Below are 24,986 nucleotides of genomic sequence, written 5' to 3' on the forward strand. Positions count from 1 at the left end.
GTCTACGAGCATCCGCTGTTTAACCCGAAAAGCTGGCGTGCCCAGTCGCGCCGCAGCGAGATTAACGGCCACCAACGGAGCTGGTTCTGTGGAGCCTACTGGTACAACGGTTTTCACGAGGATGGGGTGCGCAGTGCGCTGGACGTGGTGAAGGAGATCGCTGCTGGGGAGAACCTGTAAGATGAACAGCTGCCTTTACCAGGGTGTGTTACGCCATCGTCGCTTCCAGCCGAAATCACACCATTTTCGCTATAACGTGTTTATGGCCTGGATCGATCTGGACGAGCTGGATGCGCTACCGTCGGCGGGGATCCGCCGTAATCGATTTGCCGCGGCCGCCTTCCATGATGCGGATTACCCACTCGGCACACCGCTTAAAGAGAACGCCCTCGACCGGTTGCAAACCCTGACCGGGGAACGTCCCGATGGCCGCGTCATGCTCCTGACCCAGCTTCGTTATTTCGGCTTCCATTTTAATCCGATCAATCTCTACTACTGCTATGACAGTACGGGCATCCTGCGCTGGGTACTGGCCGAAGTGCGCAACACCCCGTGGAACGAGCGCCATTATTACGCGGTGGATGGCCAGGCGGCTCGCCCGCAGCCGAAAGCCTTCCATGTCTCCCCGTTTAATCCGATGGATATGGTCTATCACTGGCGCTTCAACGCCCCCGGTAAAACGCTGCTTATGCATATCGAAAATCATCAGGACTCGAAGGTGTTCGACGCCACGCTTGCGCTTCGCCGTGAGCACCTTACGCGTGCGACCCTGAGATCGATATTGCTGCGCATACCGCTGATGACCCTGAAAACCGTCCTGGCGATTTACTGGCAAGCGTTACGGCTGTGGCTTAAACGCGTGCCGCTGTACAACCATCCCGTCAGAAGGAGTTAGCGCTCATGACCGATCCTGCCTTTGCGCTTGAATCCGATATCCCTCGTAACGCCCGTATCGCGCGCTGGCTACTCTTTCGTTTGCTGAGCGGTATCCGCGAGGGCTCGCTCACCGTGCGTGAAGGACGGCAGACTCTCCATTTTGGCGATGAGTCTTCCGCGCTGCGTGCTGAAGTGCAAATCCTCGCGCCAGGTGTTTACTGGCGTCTGCTCACCGGTGGAAGCCTTGCCGCAGCCGAATCCTGGATGGAAGGTGAGTGGGAGACGCATCAATTAACCCCGCTGTTGCAGATCCTCGCCCTCAACGGCAAGGTGTTGGGAAGGCTGGAGAGTGGCTTTCGCCTGCTGGGCAAGCCCTTGGAGCGGCTTCGCCACTGGACGCGGCGTAACTACCGCAAACAGGCGCGGGAAAACATCGCTGCCCATTACGATCTGGGTAACGAATTTTATGCGCACTTTCTCGATGAAGATCTGCTCTACTCCAGTGCGCTGTTCACCGCCGAAGACCAGGCTCTCTCCCAGGCCCAGCAGGCAAAAATGGCGCGTCTGTGCGAACAGCTGGCGCTGACCGCAAGCGATCACCTGCTGGAAATTGGCACCGGCTGGGGGGCGATGGCGGAATACGCCGCCCGTCACTACGGCTGCCGCGTCACCACCACGACGCTGTCGAGGGAACAGTACATCTGGGCTTCAGAGCGGATAGCCCGCGCGGGATTGCAGGACAGAGTACAGGTTCTGCTGTGCGACTACCGCGACCTGACCGGAGAGTTCGACAAACTGGTATCGGTTGAGATGATTGAAGCCGTGGGTAAACGCTACCTGCCTGACTTCTTCCGCACCTGTCAGGCGCGCCTGCGTCCGGGTGGAAAAATGGCGATTCAAGCCATCACCATTCAGGATCAGCGCTACCGCGACTACAGCAAAAGCGTCGATTTTATCCAGCGTTACATCTTCCCCGGCGGGTTCCTACCTAGCATCACGACAATGAGTGAACTGATGACGCGTCATACCGATTTTGTCGTCCGTAATCTATTCGATATGGGGCCAGACTATGCCCGCACGTTGACGCACTGGCGGCAGCGTTTTCTGCACGCCTGGCAGGACATTGAAAAGCTCGGTTTCGATGAAAGGTTCCGCCGTATGTGGCTCTACTACTTTGGCTACTGCGAAGCCGGTTTTAACGCACGCACCATCAGCGTGGTGCAACTGACCGCAGAGCGCGTATGAACCGCTCTGTGCAGGTCGTGCTGATGGCTCTCGCGTTCGATCTCTACTGGACGCTGGTAGTGTTGTTTCGCGAGCGCGGCCTGTTTCTGTGGCTCGCCCTGGCGATCCTGGCCTGTCTGATGCTGTCGCCTGCACACCGTGTTTACGCCCTGCTGCTGGCCGCGGCGGGCTGCGGTATAGATGCCCTCTGGGTGCTGACGGGGCTGATCGGTTTTAACAGCGATGCTCTGTTACCCCTGTGGATGATGGCGCTGTGGCTGATGTTCGCCACCGTCTGGACCCACTTGACCCTCACGACCACGCTGCCGGGATGGATGCTGGCTCTGCTGGCAACCGTTGGCGGTCCCGTAGCGTATGTGATTGGCGAACGTCTGGGCGCCATGACCTTCCGGGAGCCGACCTGGATCGTCGTCAGTTGGATGGCACCGGGTTGGCTGGTTCTGATGCTGTTGTTCCATATTCTGACGGGGAGGCGACAATGAGAACCTCTTTACTGATGCTGCTGTGGTTGGCGGCCATCGCGCCCGTCGCCCATGCCGCCGACTGGTTAAGCTGGCGCAAAGTGGGTGATGCCAGCCTCACATGGGGGCCGTTTGCCGTTTATACCTCCCAGTTGAGCACGCCGGATGGTCGGTATCACGGGCCGGAGCAGGATCAGGCGCTGATTATTACCTACAAACGCGACATCGATCGCGACCAGTTGGTCGAAGCCACCCGTGACCAGTGGCAGGCGCAGGGTATCCTGGAGCGCGAACCACAAAGCGAAGCCTGGCTGCGCATGCTGCAGTCACTCTGGCCGGACGTCACGCCGGGCTCACAGCTTACCTTTGTTCTTAAAGGTAAGCAGGGGCAGTTCTGGTATCGCGCCTCGGCGGCAGAAAAAAGCTTTACCCCGCTCGGCTCCAGCCAGTCTGCAGCCTTCAGTACCAACTTTCTGGCCATCTGGCTCGATCCACACACGCAATATCCCGAACTACGTCAGCAGTTGATCGGAGGTGAAAAATGAAACGCATTCTGACACTTGGCCTGGCGCTGATGATGCTTCTGGTGGGTTGTAGTACAGACATCAGCGACTACCGGCATCAACAACCGCCGCTTGATATCTTCCACTACTTCCAGGGGAAAACCGAGGCATGGGGCATGGTACAGGACCGCAGCGGAAAACAGCTGCGCCGCTTCCATGTGGAAATCACTGGCAACGTCATCGGCGACACGCTGACGCTAAATGAACACTTTGTCTATGACGATGGCGAGAAGCAGCAACGGGTGTGGCATATCCGGCGCGTCGGCCCCAATCGCTACGAAGGCACTGCAGGCGATATTGAAGGTGTGGCCAGTGGCGTGGCGGAAGGCAATGCCTTTAACTGGCGTTACAGCATGAGCGTGAAAGCCAATGGCAGTACCTGGCTGCTTCACTTTGATGACTGGATGTACCTGCAGGATGACACGCATCTTTTTAATAAAACAGCGATGAAGAAATTCGGTATCACCGTCGGTCAGGTGACGCTTTTCTTCACCCGAAAAGAACAGTAAGAGGATCGCGACATGAATAAGCAACCCGTCATTGGGATCAGCGGATGTTTAACCGGCTCGACCGTACGGTTTGACGGCGGACATAAACGCATGAGCTTTGTCATGGACGGGCTGGCGCAGTGGGTGGCCTTCAAACCCATCTGCCCGGAGATGGCCATCGGCTTGCCCTCTCCCCGTCCTGCCCTGCGCCTGGTCCAGACCACCGAAGGGGATTTCCGGCTGCACTTCAGCCAAGCGCCACACGACGATATGACGGAGAAAATGGCCGAATTCACGGATTCCTATCTCTCACATCTGGACGAACTATCGGGCTTTATCGTCTGCGCAAAATCGCCGAGCTGCGGTATGGAACGCGTGCGGTTGTACGATGAAAAGGGCAATCGCGGGCGTAAAGAGGGCGTGGGCGTCTTTACCAGGGCGCTGCTGGAGAAATACTCGTGGTTACCGGTCGAAGAAGATGGCCGCCTGCACGACCCGGTGCTGCGGGAAAACTTTGTCGAGCGCATCTTCGCTCTGCACGAGTTGAACACCCTGAAGGCCAACGGCCTGACCCGCCATGCGCTGCTGGACTTCCACAGCCGGTACAAGCTCCAACTGCTGGCGCACCACCAAGCGGGCTATCGAGAAATTGGACCGTTTGTCGCCTCGTTGCACGAGTGGGAAGACCTGGATGCATTCTTCGTGGCTTATCGCGAAAAACTGATGACGATCTTAAGAAAACCCGCTTCGCGCAAGAACCACACCAACGTGCTGATGCACATTCAAGGGTATTTTCGTAACCAGCTGAACTCACGTCAGCGCGGCGAGCTGAATAACGTGATCCTCCACTATCGCGAGGGGTTGCTGCCAATACTCGCGCCGTTGACGCTGCTGAAGCATTATCTGGGCGAATACCCAGACAGCTACCTGCTGACGCAAAAATACTTTGACCCCTATCCGCATAATTTGGCTTTGCGGCTGGCGGTTAATTAAGTACGCATGATTTGTGGCCGAACGGCTCGCGTTTTTCGGCCATAGATATGAATAGGCTTAGGGGGGCACTTCTCCACCAGCATACGATCCTTGTGCGGTTACCCATGTGACGTGATGGCGGTGCGCAAGGCACCAATCAATATTGAACTAACCGGTACCCTGACGCTGGGGATTAGCCCGAGCGTCATCCCCCTCTTTTTATGCATCTGCATAAAAGCAAAACCCGTAACTCACCTTTTTCATCATAATTTTTATCATTTTCGATAACATTTGCTAACCAGCTCGTCATAACATCGATTTTTTTGCCCTCCCTGGGTTGGCATTTTATACAAAGCGTCAGCCTTGTTTACCGAAGAAAGATGTGAAATTTTGCGCATTCTTGCACCGTTGCCTTTCCCTATACTCACCACCATCAGTAAATGTCGGTGAAGGGGCAACCTATGCAGCAGGCAAAAATCACACACCTCTATCAGAGTTTACAGCAGAGCGTTAAGCGCCGAACTGAGCATACCGCCCTGTTCTTTGAAGGCCATAAATACAGTTATAACCATTTAAATCATAATGTTAATTTATCATCCGCCTGTCTGAAAGAGAGTTTTAACCTCACCAAAGGCGATGTGATCGTTCTGGCTCTGGGTAACCGACCTGAATTCTGCTCGCTGTTTTATGCGGCAATGGCATTGGGGATTATCGTGGTGCCGTTAAGCACCAAGTTAAAATCGCAAGACAGCCATATCATCCTGTCCAGTGTTAATGCCAAGGCGGTTTTCTACGATCCCAACAGTCAGCCGTGGATGGCGACGCTGGAACCCGTGCAACAAAGCCAGGTGGTGTCACTGGCCGATTGGCAACTGATGCTGAGTAATGCAGATGACCAAAAGGTGATCCAACCCGTAGAGCCTGCCGCCATCGTAGCGGATGACATTGCCGCGATTATTTATACTTCCGGCACCACTGGCTCCCCAAAAGGAGCGGCGCTCACTCACGGTAACTTTATTGCGGCTATCACGGCTTACCAACAAGCTCTTAAGTTAACCGAACAAGACAGCGCCATCCTGCCGATCCCTATCTGCCATATTACCGGCCTATCGGCTTTGCTCTGCCTATTTATTCATCTTGGCGGCACGCTGCATTTGCAGCAAAGATTCAATGCAGAAGAGATTTTAAAAACCGTCAGTAACCATCACATTACCTTCCTGCATGGCTCGCCAACGGTGTTTATCCTACTGTTGCAAGAAGCGGAAAAGTATCCACAAGCGGGCGACTACTCCAGCTTACGGATGATCGCTTGCGGTGCCGGGCATTTGAACGTGGGAATTATCGAAAGGCTCGCACAACTGTTCCCAACCACGGAAATCAGACCGATCTATGGACTGACAGAAACTTCTTCACCGGCCAGCATTTTCCCGCTCGATGTGCGCAGCAGCGATAAGATAGGCAGTTCTGGCTTACCCATTCCCGGCCTGAGTTACCAAATTCGCGACGATCATCACCAGGTGCTTGCTGCCGGTGAGATTGGCCATCTATGGCTGAAAGGGCCGGTGGTCATGAGCCAGTACTGGAAGAATCCGGCGGCCAATCAGCAGTTCTTCCACGACGGCTGGTTCTACACCGGCGATATCGCCTGCCTCGATCAGGATAACTACCTGTATATCAAAGATCGCAGCAAGGACATGATCAACCGCGGTGGTGAGAAAATATACTGCATTGAAGTAGAAAACCTGATCTCGAATTATCCTGGCGTCAAGGAGATTGCCATAGTTCCCAGCAGCAGCGAAATCTACGGAGAAGAAGCCGTCGCCTTTATTGTGGCACAAAGGAATAAACCCTTGGTGAGTGACAATATTATTCATTGGCTCTCAAATAAGATTGCCAAATTTAAAATACCATCAAAAATCGTCTTTGCGGCGGAATTACCGAAAAACGCCAATGGCAAAATCGATAAATTAGCATTACGACAAAAATTGACGCAGGCAACGTGAAATCCAACTGAGTCAAAATAAGTGCGCCAACACCAGGAAACGTGCGCACCATGAGAATAACAGAACATCTGCACCTCTAATAATAACGCAGAAAACGCAACCCTATTTAATCGCCTCATCACGAGGAGGAGTCATTATCATGTCAAACCGGCCGTTAGATATTGCATCGAAAAGCCAGGCGGCAATAACGAATGCAAAAATATATAAACACCTGATGCCATTACTGATCATTGTTTATATCATCAGCTTTATCGACAGAACCAATATCGGCATTGCCCGAGCCTCGATGTCCATCGATCTTGGGCTTTCCGCTACCGCTTACGGGTTGGGAGCCGGTCTGTTCTTTCTGACTTATTCCACCATGGAGATCCCTAGCAACCTGATCATGGCGCGGGTCGGGGCCCGATTCTGGATCACCCGCATCATGTTCACCTGGGGTGTGATTTCCGCAGGTATGGCCTTCGTCACCGGCCCCACCTCTTTCTATGTCATGCGCCTGTTGCTTGGGGCGGCAGAGGCGGGGTTGTACCCCGGTATCATCCTGTATCTTACCTACTGGTTTGGCCGTGAAGATCGCGCCAGAGCCGTAGGCATGTTCCTGCTCGGTGTCTGTATCGCCAATATTGTCGGGGCACCATTGGGCGGCGCATTGCTCATGCTGGATGGCCTGGGTGGACTGCACGGCTGGCAATGGATGTTTATCGTGGAAGGGCTCCCGGCAGTGCTGCTGGCGTTTTATGTGTATGCCGTACTCCCTAATAAACCACGCGATGCCAAATGGCTAACCAAAACCGACATTGAGTATATTGAAAACAAGCTGGCTGCAGAGCAACCGGTCGGGGTGGATAAGAACCAGAAGTTTTCCTTTAAAACGGCGTTTACCAATAAGACCTTCATGCTGATCGTGGCGATTTATTTCACCCATCAGATTTCGGTCTACAGCCTGACCTATTTCCTGCCCAGCATTATCAACAGCTACGGCAAGATGAGCACTCTGATGCTCGGCCTGCTAACCGCCATTCCGTGGATCGCAGCAGCCTTGGGTGGCTTCTTCCTGCCCAAATATGCCAATACCGCTTCTCGCTCACGCATCATGCTGGTGTCCGGCTTTATGTCGATGGCCGTCGGTTTCCTGATTGGCGTACTGGGTGGCCCGGTATTAGGGCTGATCGGCTTCTGTATCGGTGCCTCGATGTTCTTCGTCGTGCAATCCATCATCTTTACCTACCCAGCCACGCTGATGAGCGGCCCCATGCTCGCTGGCGGGTTGGGATTACTGGCTTGCCTTGGCATTACCGGTGGGTTCTTCGGGCCTTATGTGTTCGGTCTCCTCGAAGATAGAACCGGGTCACCTAGCGCTGGCCTGTGGTTTGCCATCGTGCTGCAGACCCTTGCCATCATCGGGGCTGCACGGGTGAAACAACCCGCAGGCAGCAAAGATAAACCGGCCAATCAATGCCCCCCGGCTGCAATGAATAGCGTGATTGAGAAATAGAGCCTAAACGCGGTGCCATGGCGCACCGCCGCACAGAAGTAAGGTAGCAATAATGAGAAATAAAGTCATTTCGGCTCAGCAGGCCGCAGAGTTAGTGAATAACGGTTCGACCCTGTGCACCATCGGCATGACATTGATTGGGGCTGCGGAGTCGATTTTGAAGGCTCTGGAAAAGCGCTTTCTTGAAACAGGGACACCGCACGGGCTGACCTATATTCACTCTGCGGGGCAGTCGAATCGTGAGCGCGGTAATCAGCATTTTACTCCGCCAGGCATGGTAAAACGCATTATTGGTTCGCACTGGGGGCTGGCACCCAAGTGGATGGAAAAGATTGCCGCCAATGAGGTTGAAGCCTTCTGTCTGCCGCAGGGGCAGATTGTCCATCTGTATACGGCCATGGCGGCCGGTCAGGCCGGGTATTTATCCAAAGTGGGGCTGGGTACCTTTATCGATCCCCGCCTGGAAGGCGGCAAAATGAATACGTTGACCCGCTCCCTGCCTGATTTGGTGGAAGTGGTCAGTATGCGCGAGGAGGAATATCTTTTCTATCCAGCCCTCCCGTTGGATACGGTGATCATCCGTGGCACTACGGCGGATACCGCAGGCAACCTCACCTGTGAAGAAGAGGCCATGAAGCTGGAGATCCTGCAGGCGGTGCTGGCGGCGAAACGCTTTGGCGGCAAGGTGATAGCCCAGGTAAAAAACCTGGCGGAAAAAGGGAGTCTGCACCCGAAACAGATCGTGGTACCGGGCAATTTTATTGATGCCATTGTGGTGTGTGAAGACCCTGAACAAGACCACCGTCAAACCTCTTCCTGGTTCTATGATCCGGCCTATTGTGGCAATCTGATTACCCCTGCCAGCGAAGTGGAAACGCTCCCGCTCAACATCCGCAAGGTGATTGGCCGCCGCGCTTGTCAATTCCTATCCCCAGACTGCGTGATCAATCTGGGCACCGGTATTCCCAACGATGTTATTGGCACCATCATCCATGAAGAGGGGGTGAGCGAAGCGGTCACCATCACCGTTGAATCAGGTATCTACGGCGGCGTACAGGCCGGCGGGGTTGATTTTGGCATCGGCAAAAACCTGACCGCCATGATTAACCATCAGGAGCAGATGCTATATTACAACGGGGCCGGTGTGGATATTACCTATATGGGGGCCGGCGAGATGGACGCTAACGGGCATATCAATGCCACCCGTATGGGGGACCGCTGTACCGGGGCTGGAGGGTTTATCGATATTACCCAAAATGCACACCACGTGGTGTTTTGCTCCACCTTTACCGCCAAGGGGCTGGAGGTGGCATTCCAACAAGGGCAATTAACCATCCTGCAGGAGGGCTCGGTTAAAAAGCTGGTGAGGTCGATTAACCAGATTTCCTATAACGGTGAAATAGCCCGCCAGAAAAAACAAAAAATGCATTTGGTGACTGAGCGAGCGGTGTTTGAACTGACGGCGCAGGGCCCGATGTTGATAGAAATCGCCCCCGGCGTCGATCTTGAGCGTGACATCCTACAACAAATGGAATTTATGCCGCTTATTTCCCCCTCATTAAAACAGATGGACGCGGCACTATTTTGCGATGCCCCTTTTGGTCTGAAGGAAATGCTGGCCAGGCAGTAAAAACATATTTGTTATCTCTGCGCTAATTCAGCGTGGTCATGAATTAAAATATAAGGAGTACCCTATGTGTTTAAAGAATAAAGTGGCTATCGTCACCGGGGCCAGCCGTGGTCTTGGGCGAGGCATTGCCCAGGTATTGGCTGAGAAAGGGGCCGCCATAGTCATTTGTGATGTCGACCAGGAAGGCGGTAATAAAACCGCCGCCGAATTGGTGAGCGCGGGCCATAAAGCCATTTTCATCGCCTGTAATATTGCCAACCGCGAAGAGGTTAACCAGTTATTTATTGCTGCCGAGCAGCAGCTGGGGCCGATAGATATTCTGGTCAACAACGCCGGGATTAACCGTGATGCCATGTTGCACAAGCTGACGGAGGAGAATTGGGATCTGGTGATGGATATCAACCTGAAAGGGACCTTCCACTGTATGCAGGAAGCCGCCGTACGCATGCGCGAGCGTGCCAGCGGGCGCATCATCAACATTTCGTCGGCCAGTTGGTTGGGCAATGTAGGGCAAGCCAACTATGCCGCTTCAAAAGCCGGGGTGATCGGCCTGACCAAAACGGCCTGCCGGGAGCTGGCAAAAAAAGGGGTGACCGTTAACGCCATCTGCCCAGGATTTATCGAAACCGATATGACCCGCGGCGTGCCGGAAAAAGTCTGGGACATCATGATCGGCAAAATTCCTGCTGGATATGCTGGCGATCCGGTTGATGTCGGCCATTGTGTGGCCTTCCTGGCGTCCGACGAGGCACGCTATATCAATGGCGAAGTGATCAACGTCGGCGGCGGCATGGTGCTGTAAGGAGAATCGAATGAAAAATGCAAATGACATTGTCGTCGTCAGCGGCGTACGCACGGCGATCGGCACCATGGGCGGTAGCTTTAAAGATACGCACCAGCATGATTTGGGGGCTGCGGTGATCCGTGAGGCCGTGGCCCGTGCCGGGCTGCAACCCGCACAAATTGATGAGGTGGTGGTAGGTAACGTCGGGCAAATCGCGGAAAGTGGCTTTATCGCCCGCATTTGCCAACTGCGCGCGGGCTTACCAAACGAAACGACGTCCTATTCGGTAAACCGCCAGTGCGGTTCGGGTCTGCAAGCGATTGTCGATTGCATGCTGGAACTGCAAACCGGTAACGCCGAGATCACCGTCGCCTGTGGGACAGAGAATATGACTCAACTGCCCCACTATATTCGCAAGGCTCGTTACGGTTATCGCCTTGGGCACGGAGAGCTGGAAGACGGCATCGTCTCTATTTTAACCTGGCCGGAAGGCCCTTATCACAACGGTATGACCGCCGAGTTCGTCGCGGAACGTTTCCACATCAGCCGTGAGGCGATGGACGAGTTTGCCTGGTGCAGTCAGCAAAAAGCCTTGGCAGCCATTAAAGAGGGGCATTTTACCTCGCAAATCCTGCCGCTGGAGGTTCGTGAAGGCAAGAACAGCCGTCTGTTTGCCACCGATGAGCACCCAAGGGATACGCCGAAAGAAAAGTATGCGCAGCTGAAACCGGCGTTTAAAAAAGACGGCACGGTCACGGCAGCAACGTCATCAGGTATCAATGATGGGGCTGCCGCGTTAGTTGTCACTACCCGAGCCAACGCGGAAAAACTGGGGCTACCAATCCGGATGGTGATCCGAGGCTGGGCAGTGGCAGGTTGCGAGGCAGAAGTCATGGGCTTTGGCCCGGCTCCGGCAACTCGTAAACTGATGCAAAAGTTGAATATGTCGGTGCACGATATCGATCTTATTGAGCTAAATGAGGCCTTTGCTGCCCAATCATTGGCGGTGATTAACGATCTTGAGTTGGATCCGGCGAAAGTGAACGTCAATGGAGGAGCAATTGCGTTGGGGCACCCTGTTGGGGCCAGCGGAGCCATCATCGCTGTAAAACTGATGTATGAGATGGAGCGCCGTGGCGTCAATACCGGCTTAGCCACCATGTGCATCGGTGGAGGCCAAGGGATCTCTATGCTGTTTGAACGGGAAAGGTAGTCTCTTAAGTTAGCGCAATAGATATTTCCGGCCCTCTGCCAAAGAGAGGGTCGGATGGAGGAAAATCGGCATACACATTGAGTTGCCTGAATTGTTTTAAGTTCACTACGTAGCGCTGTTGATGGGTGAATAAGGTTATCGTGAAATTGGCAAGAAACATTCAATATTATATTTACCCCCCCTCACTATAATAGAGGTTTTATATCATAAAGGTATGAGTATGCTGATCACCTTAGAGCTGGCTAATACCATTGTGAAACGAGCGATGAGTATTATCCATTATAACGTTAATGTTATCGATCATCAGGGCATAATTATCGCTTCTGGCGAACCACATAGGATCGGTGAACGGCATGAAGTGGCATTTGAGGTGATAAAAAGCCGCCAGCGTATGACGATAGAAAATGCTCAGCAGGCCGCCCGGTACAAAAATGTGCAACCCGGTATCAATCATCCGATTATCGTGGATGATCAGGTGGTTATGGTAATAGGTATCAGTGGCAATCCCGCCGCGATTGCGCGTTACGCCGAGCTGGCCATCCTGGCGGCGGAGCTGTTGATCAAACAGTCTTTAGCTATCCGGGAAATGAACTGGCAATACCGTATCAGGGATCTGCTGCTAAAACAGTATCTGGAAGTGGGCGACACAGAGAAAGGAAAGGAAATACTTCACCAGTTGGTACAGCAAGAAATCGACCTGTCTCAACCCCTGCTGCCGGTATTGATCAATATTGAAACCGGAGGGCATTTATTGGGGCAAACCATCGATCACATCCTCAATAAACTCTCACATATTTTAAAATCCCAGCGGGTAATATTGCTCAGCAATGATGAGATCCTGTTAATTATCACCGCTATCGACCAGACCGATGCCACCGTTAAAGCTATTAACGCATTTATGGAAACTCAGCTGAGCCATTACACTATTGGCATTGGGATAGAGTCTGGCTCTGCCGGAATTTTCCGCCAATCGATATTTATGATCAAAGAGATGATAGAACATGCTCGTGAGTCGTTACCACTATCGCGAGTCATTAACGGCCAGCAGTTTGCCTTTAGCGGATTGTTGAATGAAGCCAGAAGCAGCTCATTCACCCTTTATTTCAAACAGAGAATTGATAAATTGCTGATGCTGGGCACCGGTCAAATGCTGCTCAATACCTTGAGTACCTATATCGCGCACAATGCCGAACTGGCAAACGCGGCGCGGGAACTTGGGGTACATCGCAACACGCTCACCTACCGGCTTAACCAGATCAAAGAAGCGACCTCATTGGATCCGTTTAACTTCAAAGAGCTTAGCCAACTGATGATTTCGCTTTACTATCATCAGGGGACGTTGCTGTCTATTTCGACGGCTGGCACCAACGATCCCCAACGATGTGTCTAGACAGGTTGCTACAGTCCAGGCCAGATTTGCATATATGCAGGAACAGCTGGCCGCTATCTATACCTATCTCTTTTACACAAATCCCTGGCATTTTGCCCGGGGGATTTTTTGAACCCTTTACCTTGTCTTTTAATACCACGGCTTAGATAGTCATGTTTAAATAATCATCCTTACAGCGCAATAAACAAGTAACAAAGCCAAAGTTACATTGACGGCTCTGCCATACTTCCTGAAGATCGATTGAAAAAAATGCCCCGCCAGTGCCCAAACAAAGTTACCGAAGCAACCTATGATAGCCAAAAGAATACTGACACTTGCAACCCAGAAGACGTCATGAGTCACGGGTAATACGAACGCAGATAGAGCAGTAATTCCGTAAAGAATAATCTTAACGTTTGCAAACTGTAGCCAGAAACAAATCCAGAAACTTAGGGGCCTATCATCTCCTTGTGAAACGCCAGGATCGCTTGTTCCAATGCGCCAGGCCAGCCAGAGTATGTAAGCAACTCCCGCCCAGGCTAGCCATTTTGCTACTGCGGGAAGGATGCTAATTAGCGTAAAAGTAAACATTCCGCAGGCAAGCATCAGAACAAAAAATCCTGCGCTCATGCCTGCCAGCACCCTAAGGCTACGGCGTAATCCAAACTGATTTACTGAACTTAATGCCAAAATATTATTAGGACCTGGCGTGAGTGCTGTTATTAACGTATAGGTAAAAAAACCACTAATTATTGCTGATGTCACTTGTATTCTCCTGTTAGTTACAGGATATTAGCCCACTGTAAAATTTCAGAATAGTGAAAATTTTAGATACCTGAATTTTAATATTTCGATGTTTCTGCTTCGAGGTGTGATGTGGACTTGCGACGTTTTGTTACTTTTAAAACTGTGGTTGAAGAAGGCTCTTTCGCTCAGGCCGCCCGCAAACTTTGCTGTACTCAATCAACAGTAACTTTTCAAATTCAGCAGCTTGAACAAGAGTTATCCATCCAGCTTTTTGACAAAATCGGTCGCCGTATGGCTCTTACTCCCGCGGGGAAACTCTTATTGCCCCAGGTGCATGAGCTCACCCGCGTGCTGGAAGGGATTCATCAGGTGTCACAATGTGGGACGGAAATTGCAGGTGAACTGCGAGTGATGATTGGGGAGACCTTGCTAGCGTATAAAATGCCAGAAGTATTACGCCATTTCAGATTAAAAGCGCCAAAGGTTAACATCTCCCTACAGTCAGTTAATTGTTACGCTATACGGGATTCATTACTTTCTGATAATGCTGATTTAGGCGTTTTTTACCGAGTCGGCAATGATGAAGCGCTGCATATGGAAAATTTCGGGCAACAGGATCTTGTGCTCGTTGCCTCGCCTGCACTCGAAGATGTCGATTTCACTAGGCCAAATCAACATATACCTGTCAGTTTCATCATTAATGAACCGCAATGTATATTCAGACAAATATTTGAATCCACACTTCGCGAAAGAAAGATAACGATGGATAATACAATCGAACTCTGGAGCATTGAGAGTATCAAAAATTGTGTTGCCGGAAATCTTGGCGTCTCTTTCCTCCCAAGATTTTGTGTTGTCCGTGAACTGGAGTCCGGTGAGTTGAAGACCTTGCCTTTCACAGAACATCCGCTAACGATCATGGCGCTTTGCGCTTATCATGCAGGCCGAACAGTAAGCCCTGCCATGAAGACGTTTCTGGAGTGCATGCAACTGTGTTTAGGAAACGAATCTTCTGAATAGGAGCTTTAACCTTCTTTGCTTTAGCCCCAACCCACCGAGGGTCAGGGCTTGATACATAAAACCGCGCTTATTACGCCGTGCCGCCCACGGTCAGTGAATCCAGCTTCAGCGTCGGTTGGCCAACCCCTACCGGCAGGCTCTGCCCTTCTTTACCGCACACGCCCACGCCCTTGTCCAGCGCCAGGTCGTTGCCCACCATCGAAATCTGCTGCATCGCCTCAATGCCGGAACCGATCAACGTGGCCCCCTTCACCGGTTTGGTAACGCGGCCATTTTCGATCAGATAGGCTTCAGAGGTGGAGAAGACAAATTTCCCGGAGGTGATATCAACCTGACCACCGCCAAAGTTTGGCGCATACAGGCCATACTCCACGCTGGCGATAATATCTTCTGGCGTCGACTTGCCCGCCAGCATGTAGGTGTTGGTCATGCGCGGCATCGGCAGGTGAGCATAAGACTCGCGGCGGCCGTTACCGGTAGGCGCAACGCCCATCAGCCGTGCGTTGAGTTTATCCTGCATGTAGCCTTTAAGAATGCCGTTCTCGATCAGCACGTTGTATTGACCCGGCACGCCTTCGTCATCGATCGCAAGCGATCCACGGCGGCCTTGCAAGGTGCCATCATCCACTACGGTGCACAGCTCAGAAGCCACTAACTGCCCCATCTGGCCGCTGAATACTGAAGTACCACGGCGGTTGAAGTCACCTTCCAGCCCGTGACCGACAGCTTCATGCAGCAACACGCCCGGCCAACCCGCGCCCAACACCACAGGCATGGTGCCCGCTGGGGCAGCCACGGCAGAGAGGTTGACCAGCGCCATACGCACCGCTTCTTTGGCAAAAGCATCTGCACGTACTTCACCATCCACCACTTCCAGGAAGTAGTCATAGCCAAAACGGCCACCGCCACCGCTGGCTCCGCGCTCACGCTTGCCATTTTCTTCCACCAGCACACTGACGGAGAAACGCACCAGCGGGCGAACGTCCGCCGCCAAGGTGCCATCCGTTGCCGCAACCAGAATCTGTTCATACACGCCGGTGATACTGGCCGTCACTTCCTGCACGCGCTTGTCTTCTGCACGTGCCACCTTATCTACCCGATGCAATAGCGCGATCTTCTCTTCCCGCGGCAGGCTTTGCAGCGGATCGAGCATAGGATAAAGCGCCTGATAGCCGATCTCACCCAGCGTATGGACTTTGCCATTGCCGCTGTCACGCACGATGCTGCGAGCGGCCAGTGCGCTTTGGTTGAGGGCGTTCAGGGTGATTTGGTCCGCATAGGCAAAACCGGTTTTTTCACCGCTGACCGCGCGCACACCAACGCCCTGGTCGATATTGTACGAGCCATCTTTGATGATGCCATCCTCAATCACCCAGGATTCATGGTAGCTGGACTGAAAATAGAGGTCGGCGTAATCGAGGCGGCGTTCGGCCAGTTGACCCAATACGGAGAACAGGTCTTGATGACTCAGCTTATTCACAGCGAGTAACTGCTCACTGACAAACGACAGGCTCATAATTTTTTCACTCTTTATTGGAGGAGTTTTCAACCGGCGCAATCAGCGTCGGCTGGAATCGGTTGTGCTGCATCACCGGCATCTGCTTGCGCACCGTATGCAACTTGCCGGTATTCACGCGCACTTTCAGCGCGGAAACCGCGTCGGGGTTTTCTGCCAGCACATTGCCCCAGCTGTCTACCACCATGGAATGGCCCCAGGTGCGGCGGGTAGCTCCGTGACGGCCAACCTGCGCAGGAGCCAGGATCACACACTGGTTCTCGATAGCGCGGGCACGCAGCAAAATCTCCCAGTGTGCCTCACCGGTAACGCGGGTAAATGCGGCGGGCACCGAGATCAGCTCCGCCCCCTTCGCGCGCAGCCCCTGATACAGGCCAGGGAAGCGCAGGTCGTAGCATATCGTCATGCCCAAACGGCCAACCGGCGTATCAACCACCGTCAATTGCTGGCCATGCTGATAGGTATCTGACTCGCGATAATGGGCGTGGATATCATTGATATCTACATCGAACATGTGCAGTTTGTCATAACGACCACGGATTTCCCCCTGATCGTCAAACAGCAGGCTGCTGGTGGTGATACGTGTCGGATCTTCGCGGCTGATCAATGGCATAGAACCCACCAGCAACCATACCCCGTAACGGCGAGCCATATCGCGCACCGCCTGCTGCAACGGCCCGTGACCTTCCGTTTCCGCATGTTCACGGTAGGCAGCCGAGTTGGCAAACAGTAAGGCGTTCTCCGGAGTCATCACCAGCTTGATCCCGGGATTGAGCTGCTTGATCTGCTGCTCAATCTGGGCCAGGTTGTCCCGTATCTGCTCACCGCTACACAGCTGTAATAACGCAACGTTAGCATTTTTCATGGCGATTTATCCTCTTTTGGCTTACGCAACACCTCATGAATACTTGGGTGGTCCAGGCTGCCGGTAATGTCATAGCGGATAAACGAGATCTTGCTCCACAACGGCCCCAGCACTTTCGAGGCCGCAAACACCGCCGCCCCCACAATCGGGTTGATCACAAACGCGGTCGCCACGCCGACCGTTGCCGAGATCTCTGGCGCTATCACGGCCTGCATATCAATCTGGCGCTTCACCAGGTCGATCTGGCCACTCATGGCGATATCCGCCGCCAGCCCATCCACCAAAAAGTTATCTGTATGCATTATGCCATCTTTCGCCCAGATAGTGCCGCGTATGGAGTCAAAGTAAAATCCATTACCGAAGGTATCACGGAAGTCGAACTGTAATTTGCGCAGCAGGGCATCAAAGCTGACCAGGCGTAACAACTGCCCAGCCCTGCCACCGCCGACGTTGTCAATCTCGCCTTTGCCCAGATCGACCTTCATGGTGCCATTGAGCGTGTTGATCTGCGGTTTCCATGGTTGCCCATGCCAGTGCAGATCAAAATCAATATCGTAGGGTGCGTCTTTTAATGGAATGATCACGCCGAAGAAGCTGGCGGTGCGATCGATTTTGCTGCCCAGCAGTTTACCTTTTAACGCACTACGTTCTTCCTGAGCATTCTGTTTCCACAGGCCGGTGGCGCTCATACGGCCATAGCCGGTATCTACCAGACCATGACTGAGCACTAACGAGTCGCCCTCGTGTTTAACGTCGGCTTCAACCGTGCCAAGGTTCTGCCCCATCATCCAGCAGGATTTACAGCGCAACATCAGTGAAGGCCAGCCCTGGAAAGAGATCCGCTCCTTAGAGTCCAGCGGGTTGGTAGCGCCAGCACTGCCGTCGCCGCTAGCAAACTGCGGGTTGTAGTAAAGATAGCCAAGATCCGCGCGCCACACGCCCCTATCCGGCATCGACAGGCTACCATCAATCTCTTTACCCTTGGCGGTGACGGTCGTTCCCGCCAACTGCTGCAAGACCGCCAGCTGAAGGTTATGCCACGCCTGTCCGCCCAGCGTCAGTTGCGGGGTTTCGAGCGTTACGCTGGTTGGGAACACAAAGTTGCCCACCTTGCCTGCGCCACTGCTTTGCTTCATCGCCGGTGCCAATAGCCCCAGCCATTGCTCGCCATCCAGTGCGGGCAGCTTGAGCACCAGGGATTTATCTTTGGGTAACGTTGGGGTAGAGGAACCACCGGTTTGCCAGGCGGCACGTGCCAGCGTTACCTGTTGTTTAGCCAGCAGCCATTCGCTGTTGAAGTGGTTTTGCTTACCCGCACTGCCATTGAGCATAAATCCTTGCAGGCCGCCGTTCACTTTTACGCTAACGGGTAACGCTTCCCCTGCGGGTTTATTCAGGGGAGAGGGTAAGTGACTACTTACTTTTTTCAGATCGGCATTCACACCAATCTCATAGCTCGGCTCACCTTTATGCGGCAGGTTGATCGCCACCTTACCCTGCCAGGCGGCGCTGCCTGCCAGCTTTTTGGCAAACTCTGTCGGCAGGCCTTCAACCTTGGCCGGTTGCCAATCGCCTTTCAGCCCAACGTTAACCTTATAATCCTGTTTGCCTTCCAGCGTATCGAAGTTGACCGTCAGCGGCTGCCCAAACCAGTTGGCCGTCAGGGTATCGCTCTGCAGGTTGCCGTTGTCGAAGCGGAACTTGCCGCTCACTCTCTCTAGCTGGCTCTCCAGTGGCTTGACCAGCAGCGAGTTGTTGTTCAGCGTCACTTCACCACTGGCGTTAACCAGCTCACCGTCCAACGGAATATTTAGATGTAAGCGCCCACTAACATTACCACCCACCTGCAGCTCATCTAATGCCGCCCCGACAGAATCATCAAGTGGCGTCTGCATGAAATAGTCGTGGATAGCTTGTCCGGTGCCCGCAACGTCGGCATCAATCAACAGGCGTTCTTTGCGATAGTCCGGAATGATGGCGCTAATATTTCTCCCCGTCGCGTCACCCAGTTTGGTTTGCGGCGCGTTCATCCACAGGCCATTGTTGGCAAAGTCGAGGTCGATCGCCAGATCGTTCAGCGCTGGCCATTCCGGCTGGAACTGGAAGGTCGCGTGGCGTAGTGGGACAAACACCTGAAACTGCCCTTCGTTCTTTTCATACGGGAAGTGCTGCGGATCGCCCGCATAAATCAGGGAAGCATTATCAACCTGCCCACCCTGAATCGCTTCGCTGAGGTAATCCACCAAATGTTTACCCATCAGCGGTTCAGGGAAATAACGCCAGGCATCGGCGGCATCATACAAACGGATGCCAGCCAGAATATCCAGCCAAGGCTCGCCGTTGGCCGGTTGCTGATAGCGGAAATCACCGTTAATCCACAAGGATTTGGCCTGTACATCCAGACTTTGACTTGCCAATTGCCAGCCTTGAGCGTTGTTTTGCCAGGTCAACGCCCCGCTCGCACGGCCGATCTCCAACGGTGCTCGGAACATATCACCATAAGGCAGCGTGCTGTTGTTCAGCCCCAGCGTCAGGCGGCCATTTTCCACGCCCCCGGTTAATGCGCCAGAAAAGTGATCAACGCCCGGCAGCAGTTTCCAGTGTTGCCAGCTCAGATCCTGCCACCACGCCTGAAAACGGGTTTTTTCCGGCTGTTGCAGAGGGATATCCAGCGCCAGCGCCCTGAGCATGCCGCGAGGTTGTAAGTCTTTCCAGTGCTCCAGCACTTCCGGGCTGAGGAACGAAAAAGTAGGCAGCAACGCTTCCAACCGTTCCAACTGGATGCCGGTGGCGCGGATACGGAGTTCTTCACTCTGATTTGGCCCGATAAATTGGGTATTTTCCGGCAACCACAGCGCAGTAAGGGTTCCCGGTGCCCAGGCTTGGCCATCGGTTTTAAGATTCAGGGCCGGCACATGCACCTGCCAGCCGTTGCCCTCACGGCTCAGTGCCAGCGCCAGGTTATCGACGTCCAGCCGGTGTTGATCGCTACCCGCCGACCAACTGGCGGTACCTTTATTAAGCAGGGCATTCCCGCTGTAGATTGCACCATTTTTGATATTGAGCCAGGCGGCCAGGCTGAAATCGGCGCTTTCCAGGCCGGTATTGGTTTGCAGCCAGCGGCTGAACCAGGGCTTCATGTCAATATCATCGGCCTGCATATAGATGGTGCCGGTATTGAGTAACCCCTGCTCATCACGCAGATCCAGGCGTAACTGTGCCGCACCGTGCTGGCCATTCAGGCTGGTCAGGCTGATCTGACCTTCCGCGCGATGGCGGTTATAGCTGTTGAGCCAGGTCATTTGCGGGATGTGGAATTCAGCGCGGGAACCGGATGGGGTCAGGAACGAGAGACGGCTATTGCGCAGATCAAAGTGATCCAGCTGATACAGGAACAGATCGCTGACCCCGTTCGGAGTAAGGCCATTACCATTACTGCCTTCACCCCCGAGCGTCGCGTCAAGATCGAGCTGAAGTTGGTAGAAGGTGAGATCGCGGAACTGCCAGCGCCAATGCAGCAGGGATTGCCACACGTCCAGCGCCAGCGTGACCCGCTCGATCTGGAGCGTGCTTGTTGGTAGGGCCAAACGGATATTGCGGGCTTCCAGCGTTGGGCCAAAGGTTTCCCAACTGCCTTGGATAAAGTCCGCTTCGATGGGCACCCCAGCGATCGCCTGCACCTTTTCCAGCAATTGCGGGCGATAGTGGTTAAGCTCAGGCAGCACCAGACGCAACCCGCTGATCAGCAACGCCACAACAACAATCAAAATGGCGCCTGTGGCTAACAGGATCCCGGGCAGTCGCCTCACGCATTTCTCCTTAATGACCAAATATATAACCTAACGCTTGTGCCCCTCACCCTAACCCTCTCCCACAGGGAGAGGGGACCGAAAGAGTTCGTTATCAGTTGCAGAAATTTACCTGACCATCACAGATTATTAAGCCACATCAAGAACACCATACTTAACCACAACACCGTACCAGCTCCCTCTCCCCATGGGAGAGGGTTGGGGTGAGGGGTATTACATCATCACAACGTCAAACTGTTCCTGGCTGTATAACGGTTCGATCTGCACCTTGACCTGTTTGCCAACGAAGATTTCCACTTCCGCCAGCGCGTGAGACTCTTCACTTTTCAACGCTTCACCCACTGCCGCAGAGGCATAGACCAGGAAACGATCGGAATCGTAAGCATGATGCACGCGCACGATCTCACGCATAATCTCATAACAGACAGTTTCCACCGTTTTCACCGTTCCGCGCCCTTGGCAGGTCGGGCAGTCGTTACACAGCACATGCTCAATACTTTCACGCGTGCGTTTACGCGTCATCTCCACTAAGCCTAGCTGAGAGAAACCATTGATCGTGGTTTTTACCCGATCTTTACTCAGCGCCAGCTCCAACGAGTGCAATACCCGGCGGCGGTGTTCATCATTGTTCATATCGATGAAATCAATGATGATGATGCCGCCCAGGTTGCGCAGCCGCAGCTGGCGGGCAATGGCCTGCGTCGCTTCGATGTTGGTATTGAAGATGGTCTCATCAAGATTGCGGTGGCCGACAAAGGCCCCGGTGTTGATATCCACGGTGGTCATGGCTTCGGTTTGATCGATGATCAGGTAACCGCCGGACTTCAATTCAACCTTGCGCTCCAGCGCTCGCTGGATCTCGTTCTCGACGTCATACAGATCGAAGATCGGCTGGCTGCCGGTATACAGCTCCAGCTTATTGGTGATATCCGGGATGTACTCGCCGGTAAATTCCACCAGTTGGTCATGCGTCAGGCGTGAATCGACGCGGATACGATCCAGCGCCGCCCCGGCAAAGTCGCGCAGGATACGGTGCGCCAACGCCAGTTCACCATACAGTTTGTACTTGGTCTGGTTACGCTTTTTACGCTCCATGACCTTGGTCCACAAGCGTTTGAGGAAAGCGGCATCCTGCGCCAGCTCTTCTTCGCCGATCCCTTCCGCCGCAGTGCGGATGATAAAGCCGCCCAGATCGTCGCAATATCCCGCCACGGCGCGCTTAAGACGCTCGCGTTCGGCTTCACTTTCAATACGCTGGGAAACCCCCACGTGCGCAGCGCCCGGCATAAAGACCAGGTAGCGCGAAGGTAGGGTGATATCGGTAGTGAGGCGTGCGCCCTTGGTGCCAAGCGGATCTTTCACCACCTGAACCATCAGGTCCTGTCCCTGGCGCACCAGTTCGGCGATATCACGCACAGAGAAATTCTTTTGTTCATCACCGGCAACACACTCGGTGTGCGGCATGATATCGGAGGCGTGCAGGAAGGCCGCTTTATCCAGGCCAATATCGACAAAGGCCGCCTGCATGCCGGGTAACACGCGGCTGACACGCCCTTTGTAGATATTGCCCACGATGCCACGCTTGGCTTCGCGCTCTATATGGATCTCTTGCAGAATGCCGCCGTCAATATAGGCAACCCGCGTTTCCGACGGCGTAATGTTTACCAGTAGCTCAGCTGTCATGCTTTCTCCTCAGAGCCGGTGTAGCGCCCGCCCCTTATCTTTCCTGCGCTCACGCTATGGCGGCGACGGGAAATCTAGTGGTGGCATCAACCGGTTCTTACCTCTCGTAATGCGACAAAATGACTGAGCAGCTCATGTGTTTCGACCAGCGGCAACCCCATCACCGCATGATAACTTCCGGTTATCGTTCTGACGAAACAACCACCCTTGCCTTGAATTCCGTAAGCGCCCGCTTTATCCATCGGTTCGCCCGTGGCGATATAGTCGCAGATATCCTGTGGTGACAGATTGCGGAACGTCACGTCGGTGACCACCAACTGGCATAAAACGCCCTGTTTATCGGCGATCGCCACGGCGGTCATCACCTGATGCTGCTTCCCGGACAAGGCCGCCAGCATCTGCGCCGCATGCTCTTCATCCCGCGGTTTTTCCAACACCTGGCCATTCAACACCACGATCGTATCTGCCCCCAGCACGGGCCAATCCTGTTGCGCCAGGGTTACACCCGCTCTGGCCTTATCCTGCGCCAGACGGCGAACGTAATTTTCCGCAGCTTCCCCTTCCTGTCGCTGCTCTTCAGTATGCGTCAGAATGACTTCGAACGGTACGCCGAGCAAAGTCAGCAGTTCATGACGACGGGGAGAACCGGAAGCAAGATAGAGCGAAAACATCGTTATAACCTCATTGTACGGCAAACTGACGGCGGATCTTGCGCATCAGCAGGAATAACCACGGCCAAAGCACGCCGTTGACCACACTACTCCAGAACACCTCGGGGCGGAAAGAAACGTTGATCACTAAAAACTCCGCCCAGAACACCACCACGTCCATAGCCAATGATAGCAGCACGACGATCAGCGCTTGCTGCCACAGTGCCATATTGCGGAATAATTGGAATTTGAACGCGACGAGATAGGCGATGATGCCCATGGCTAGCGCACGCACGCCGAGCGTGGAACCCAGGATCAGATCCATGATCAGCCCCAGGATAAACCCGGTGCCGACGTTAACCCGGTGGGGTAGCGCCATCACCCAATAAGTGAGGATAAGCAGCAGCCAGGACGGCCGGAACATGTAGATTTGCTCCGGCCACGGCATGATTTGCAGCACTAATGCCACCAGGAATGACAGCCAGATAATCCAGCGCCCGTTGCTGCGATAGCGATTCATCGGGTTGTCCCCACCGGTGGCGGCTGAACGGTACCGGTAGCAGGAGCGGGCAGCGGAGCCGGTGGGCCCATGGCATCGGCCGGTGGCAATACCTGCGGCATCATCTGCATCAGGCGTTCATTGGCAACGCGGTGAACTTCTTCCGGCGGCAGCGGCATAGTGCCGTTGCGATCGGCGCCCCACAGTAACAACAGATAGCGCAGGCGTTGCAGACCAGCGGTTGGCCGCGCCTGGATCACGGTATAGGCGCGTTGGTTATCCACTTTTACCGAGGACACAACGGCTACCGGATAGCCTTCCGGGAAGCGCCCGCCCAAACCGGAGGTGACCAGCACATCCCCGACGCGGATATCGGTATTGCCCGGTAGATGTTCCAGCTGCAGGTCATCCGTACAGCCACTGCCTGCGGCAATCACCCGGATATCATTGCGCAATACCTGGATCGGCAACGCATGGGAAGCATCACAGATCAGCAGGACGCGGCTGGTCATTTTAGCCACCGCCACCACCTGCCCGACCACGCCTTTATCACTGATAACCGGCTGGCCTTCATACACCCCGTTGTCCGACCCTTTATCAATCACGACCTGATCGCTATAGGGGTCTGAACCGGTGGAGATCACCTGAGTGACCATTTTGTGTTCGTCCTGGCGCAACGGCGAGCCTAACAGCTCACGCAAACGGGCATTTTCCTGTTTGAATTGGCCAAGAAGAAGATTATCGCTGTTTTTGAGTAACAGTTCCTGCCGCAGAGCACGGTTTTCCAGCTCTAGCTGTTGGCGGGTAGCCAGCGTTTCCGATACGCTGTCCAAAACTTTACGCGGCCCATTAGCCAAGAAGTAAAAAGGGCTGACGGCGGTGTCCATGTAGTTTCGTATTTTAACGAACGTACCGAGCCGGCTGTCGGCAACGATCAGTGCAATCGCCACGATCACTGCCAGGAAAAGTCGTAGTTGCAGGGAAGGCCCCCTGCTAAAAATCGGCTTCATAAATTATGCACGTTCCTCGACAACAGAAAGGGGAACGCACCAGATGCCAGGTTAATACCGTCATCCGCTACGATCCCTCCATTCTGGG

At 53.8% G+C, this 24,986-nt stretch carries 21 protein-coding genes and 1 pseudogene; 14 read left to right on the forward strand and 8 right to left on the reverse strand.

The genetic code is table 11. The features are described 5' to 3' along the window. The 13 genes and pseudogenes from JHD74_RS18950 to JHD74_RS19010 form a co-directional block, all read left to right on the forward strand. Positions 1-180 (forward strand): annotated as a pseudogene (locus tag JHD74_RS18950) (FAD-dependent oxidoreductase); the annotation flags it as partial. Position 181: 1 nt separating this feature from the next. After that, positions 182-895: a DUF1365 domain-containing protein gene (locus JHD74_RS18955; RefSeq protein WP_199063290.1), complete on the forward strand. Its 714-nt coding sequence runs from the start codon at positions 182-184 to the stop codon at positions 893-895. Between the two features lie 5 nt (positions 896-900). Continuing rightward, a complete protein-coding gene (locus JHD74_RS18960) occupies positions 901-2,121 on the forward strand; it encodes a cyclopropane-fatty-acyl-phospholipid synthase family protein (RefSeq protein ID WP_199063291.1) in 1,221 nt (406 codons plus the stop codon). Further along, positions 2,118-2,603 (forward strand): DUF2878 domain-containing protein, encoded by a 486-nt coding sequence (locus JHD74_RS18965; protein ID WP_199063292.1) that lies wholly within the window; start codon positions 2,118-2,120, stop codon positions 2,601-2,603. The genes JHD74_RS18960 and JHD74_RS18965 overlap by 4 nt, the downstream gene beginning before the upstream one ends. Further along, positions 2,600-3,127, forward strand: coding sequence for a hypothetical protein (locus tag JHD74_RS18970; RefSeq protein ID WP_199063293.1), 528 nt, complete (start codon positions 2,600-2,602; stop codon positions 3,125-3,127). Before JHD74_RS18965 ends, JHD74_RS18970 begins: the two co-directional genes overlap by 4 nt. Next, positions 3,124-3,654, forward strand: a complete 531-nt coding sequence (locus tag JHD74_RS18975; RefSeq protein ID WP_199063294.1) for a DUF3833 domain-containing protein — start codon at positions 3,124-3,126, stop codon at positions 3,652-3,654. Before JHD74_RS18970 ends, JHD74_RS18975 begins: the two co-directional genes overlap by 4 nt. A 12-nt stretch (positions 3,655-3,666) precedes the next feature. Next, positions 3,667-4,626 carry a DUF523 and DUF1722 domain-containing protein gene (locus JHD74_RS18980; protein ID WP_065684770.1) on the forward strand — a complete coding sequence of 320 codons (960 nt, stop codon included), beginning with the start codon at positions 3,667-3,669 and terminating at the stop codon, positions 4,624-4,626. Positions 4,627-5,066: 440 nt separating this feature from the next. Continuing rightward, complete coding sequence (locus JHD74_RS18985; protein WP_199063295.1) at positions 5,067-6,608, forward strand: class I adenylate-forming enzyme family protein; 1,542 nt, start codon at positions 5,067-5,069, stop codon at positions 6,606-6,608. 139 nt (positions 6,609-6,747) lie between these two features. Further along, positions 6,748-8,103, forward strand: a complete 1,356-nt coding sequence (locus JHD74_RS18990) for an MFS transporter (protein ID WP_186580594.1) — start codon at positions 6,748-6,750, stop codon at positions 8,101-8,103. 52 nt (positions 8,104-8,155) lie between these two features. Next, positions 8,156-9,733, forward strand: a complete 1,578-nt coding sequence (locus JHD74_RS18995; protein WP_199063296.1) for an acyl CoA:acetate/3-ketoacid CoA transferase — start codon at positions 8,156-8,158, stop codon at positions 9,731-9,733. 64 nt (positions 9,734-9,797) lie between these two features. Further along, a complete protein-coding gene (fabG, locus tag JHD74_RS19000) occupies positions 9,798-10,535 on the forward strand; it encodes a 3-oxoacyl-ACP reductase FabG (protein WP_024527956.1) in 738 nt (245 codons plus the stop codon). Positions 10,536-10,545: 10 nt separating this feature from the next. Then, positions 10,546-11,730, forward strand: coding sequence for a thiolase family protein (locus tag JHD74_RS19005; protein ID WP_024527957.1), 1,185 nt, complete (start codon positions 10,546-10,548; stop codon positions 11,728-11,730). Between the two features lie 220 nt (positions 11,731-11,950). Further along, positions 11,951-13,120, forward strand: a complete 1,170-nt coding sequence (locus JHD74_RS19010; protein ID WP_199063297.1) for a sugar diacid recognition domain-containing protein — start codon at positions 11,951-11,953, stop codon at positions 13,118-13,120. A gap of 156 nt (positions 13,121-13,276) precedes the next feature. Here JHD74_RS19010 and eamB read toward each other — a convergent pair whose 3' ends face one another. Continuing rightward, positions 13,277-13,864 (reverse strand): cysteine/O-acetylserine transporter, encoded by a 588-nt coding sequence (gene eamB / locus JHD74_RS19015; protein ID WP_199063298.1) that lies wholly within the window; start codon positions 13,862-13,864, stop codon positions 13,277-13,279. Positions 13,865-13,975: 111 nt separating this feature from the next. On the opposite strand from eamB, the gene JHD74_RS19020 reads away from it, so the two are divergent. Continuing rightward, on the forward strand, positions 13,976-14,866 hold the full coding sequence (locus JHD74_RS19020; RefSeq protein WP_199063299.1) for a LysR family transcriptional regulator: 891 nt from the start codon (positions 13,976-13,978) through the stop codon (positions 14,864-14,866). A 70-nt stretch (positions 14,867-14,936) separates the two neighbouring features. Here the strand turns inward: JHD74_RS19020 and tldD are convergent, their stop codons facing one another. The 7 genes from tldD to mreC all read right to left on the reverse strand — a co-directional run bounded on the left by tldD (position 14,937) and on the right by mreC (position 24,898). Then, positions 14,937-16,382 (reverse strand): metalloprotease TldD, encoded by a 1,446-nt coding sequence (tldD, locus tag JHD74_RS19025; RefSeq protein WP_024527960.1) that lies wholly within the window; start codon positions 16,380-16,382, stop codon positions 14,937-14,939. A gap of 7 nt (positions 16,383-16,389) precedes the next feature. Further along, a complete protein-coding gene (gene nit1 / locus JHD74_RS19030; RefSeq protein ID WP_199063300.1) occupies positions 16,390-17,247 on the reverse strand; it encodes a deaminated glutathione amidase in 858 nt (285 codons plus the stop codon). After that, positions 17,244-21,056 carry an AsmA2 domain-containing protein YhdP gene (gene yhdP / locus JHD74_RS19035; protein ID WP_199063301.1) on the reverse strand — a complete coding sequence of 1,271 codons (3,813 nt, stop codon included), beginning with the start codon at positions 21,054-21,056 and terminating at the stop codon, positions 17,244-17,246. The genes nit1 and yhdP overlap by 4 nt, the downstream gene beginning before the upstream one ends. Before the next feature lie 213 nt (positions 21,057-21,269). Further along, positions 21,270-22,739 carry a ribonuclease G gene (gene rng, locus JHD74_RS19040; RefSeq protein ID WP_021180761.1) on the reverse strand — a complete coding sequence of 490 codons (1,470 nt, stop codon included), beginning with the start codon at positions 22,737-22,739 and terminating at the stop codon, positions 21,270-21,272. Positions 22,740-22,825: 86 nt separating this feature from the next. Beyond that, a complete protein-coding gene (locus JHD74_RS19045; RefSeq protein ID WP_024527963.1) occupies positions 22,826-23,410 on the reverse strand; it encodes a nucleoside triphosphate pyrophosphatase in 585 nt (194 codons plus the stop codon). Between the two features lie 10 nt (positions 23,411-23,420). Then, positions 23,421-23,909: a rod shape-determining protein MreD gene (mreD, locus tag JHD74_RS19050; protein WP_024483772.1), complete on the reverse strand. Its 489-nt coding sequence runs from the start codon at positions 23,907-23,909 to the stop codon at positions 23,421-23,423. Continuing rightward, positions 23,906-24,898 (reverse strand): rod shape-determining protein MreC, encoded by a 993-nt coding sequence (gene mreC, locus JHD74_RS19055; protein WP_024527964.1) that lies wholly within the window; start codon positions 24,896-24,898, stop codon positions 23,906-23,908. Before mreC ends, mreD begins: the two co-directional genes overlap by 4 nt. Positions 24,899-24,986: the final 88 nt, after the last annotated feature.

Origin of the sequence: Serratia sp. ASV30 (assembly GCF_016428815.1) — a bacterium.
Classification (GTDB): Bacteria; Pseudomonadota; Gammaproteobacteria; order Enterobacterales; family Enterobacteriaceae; genus Chania; species Chania fonticola_C.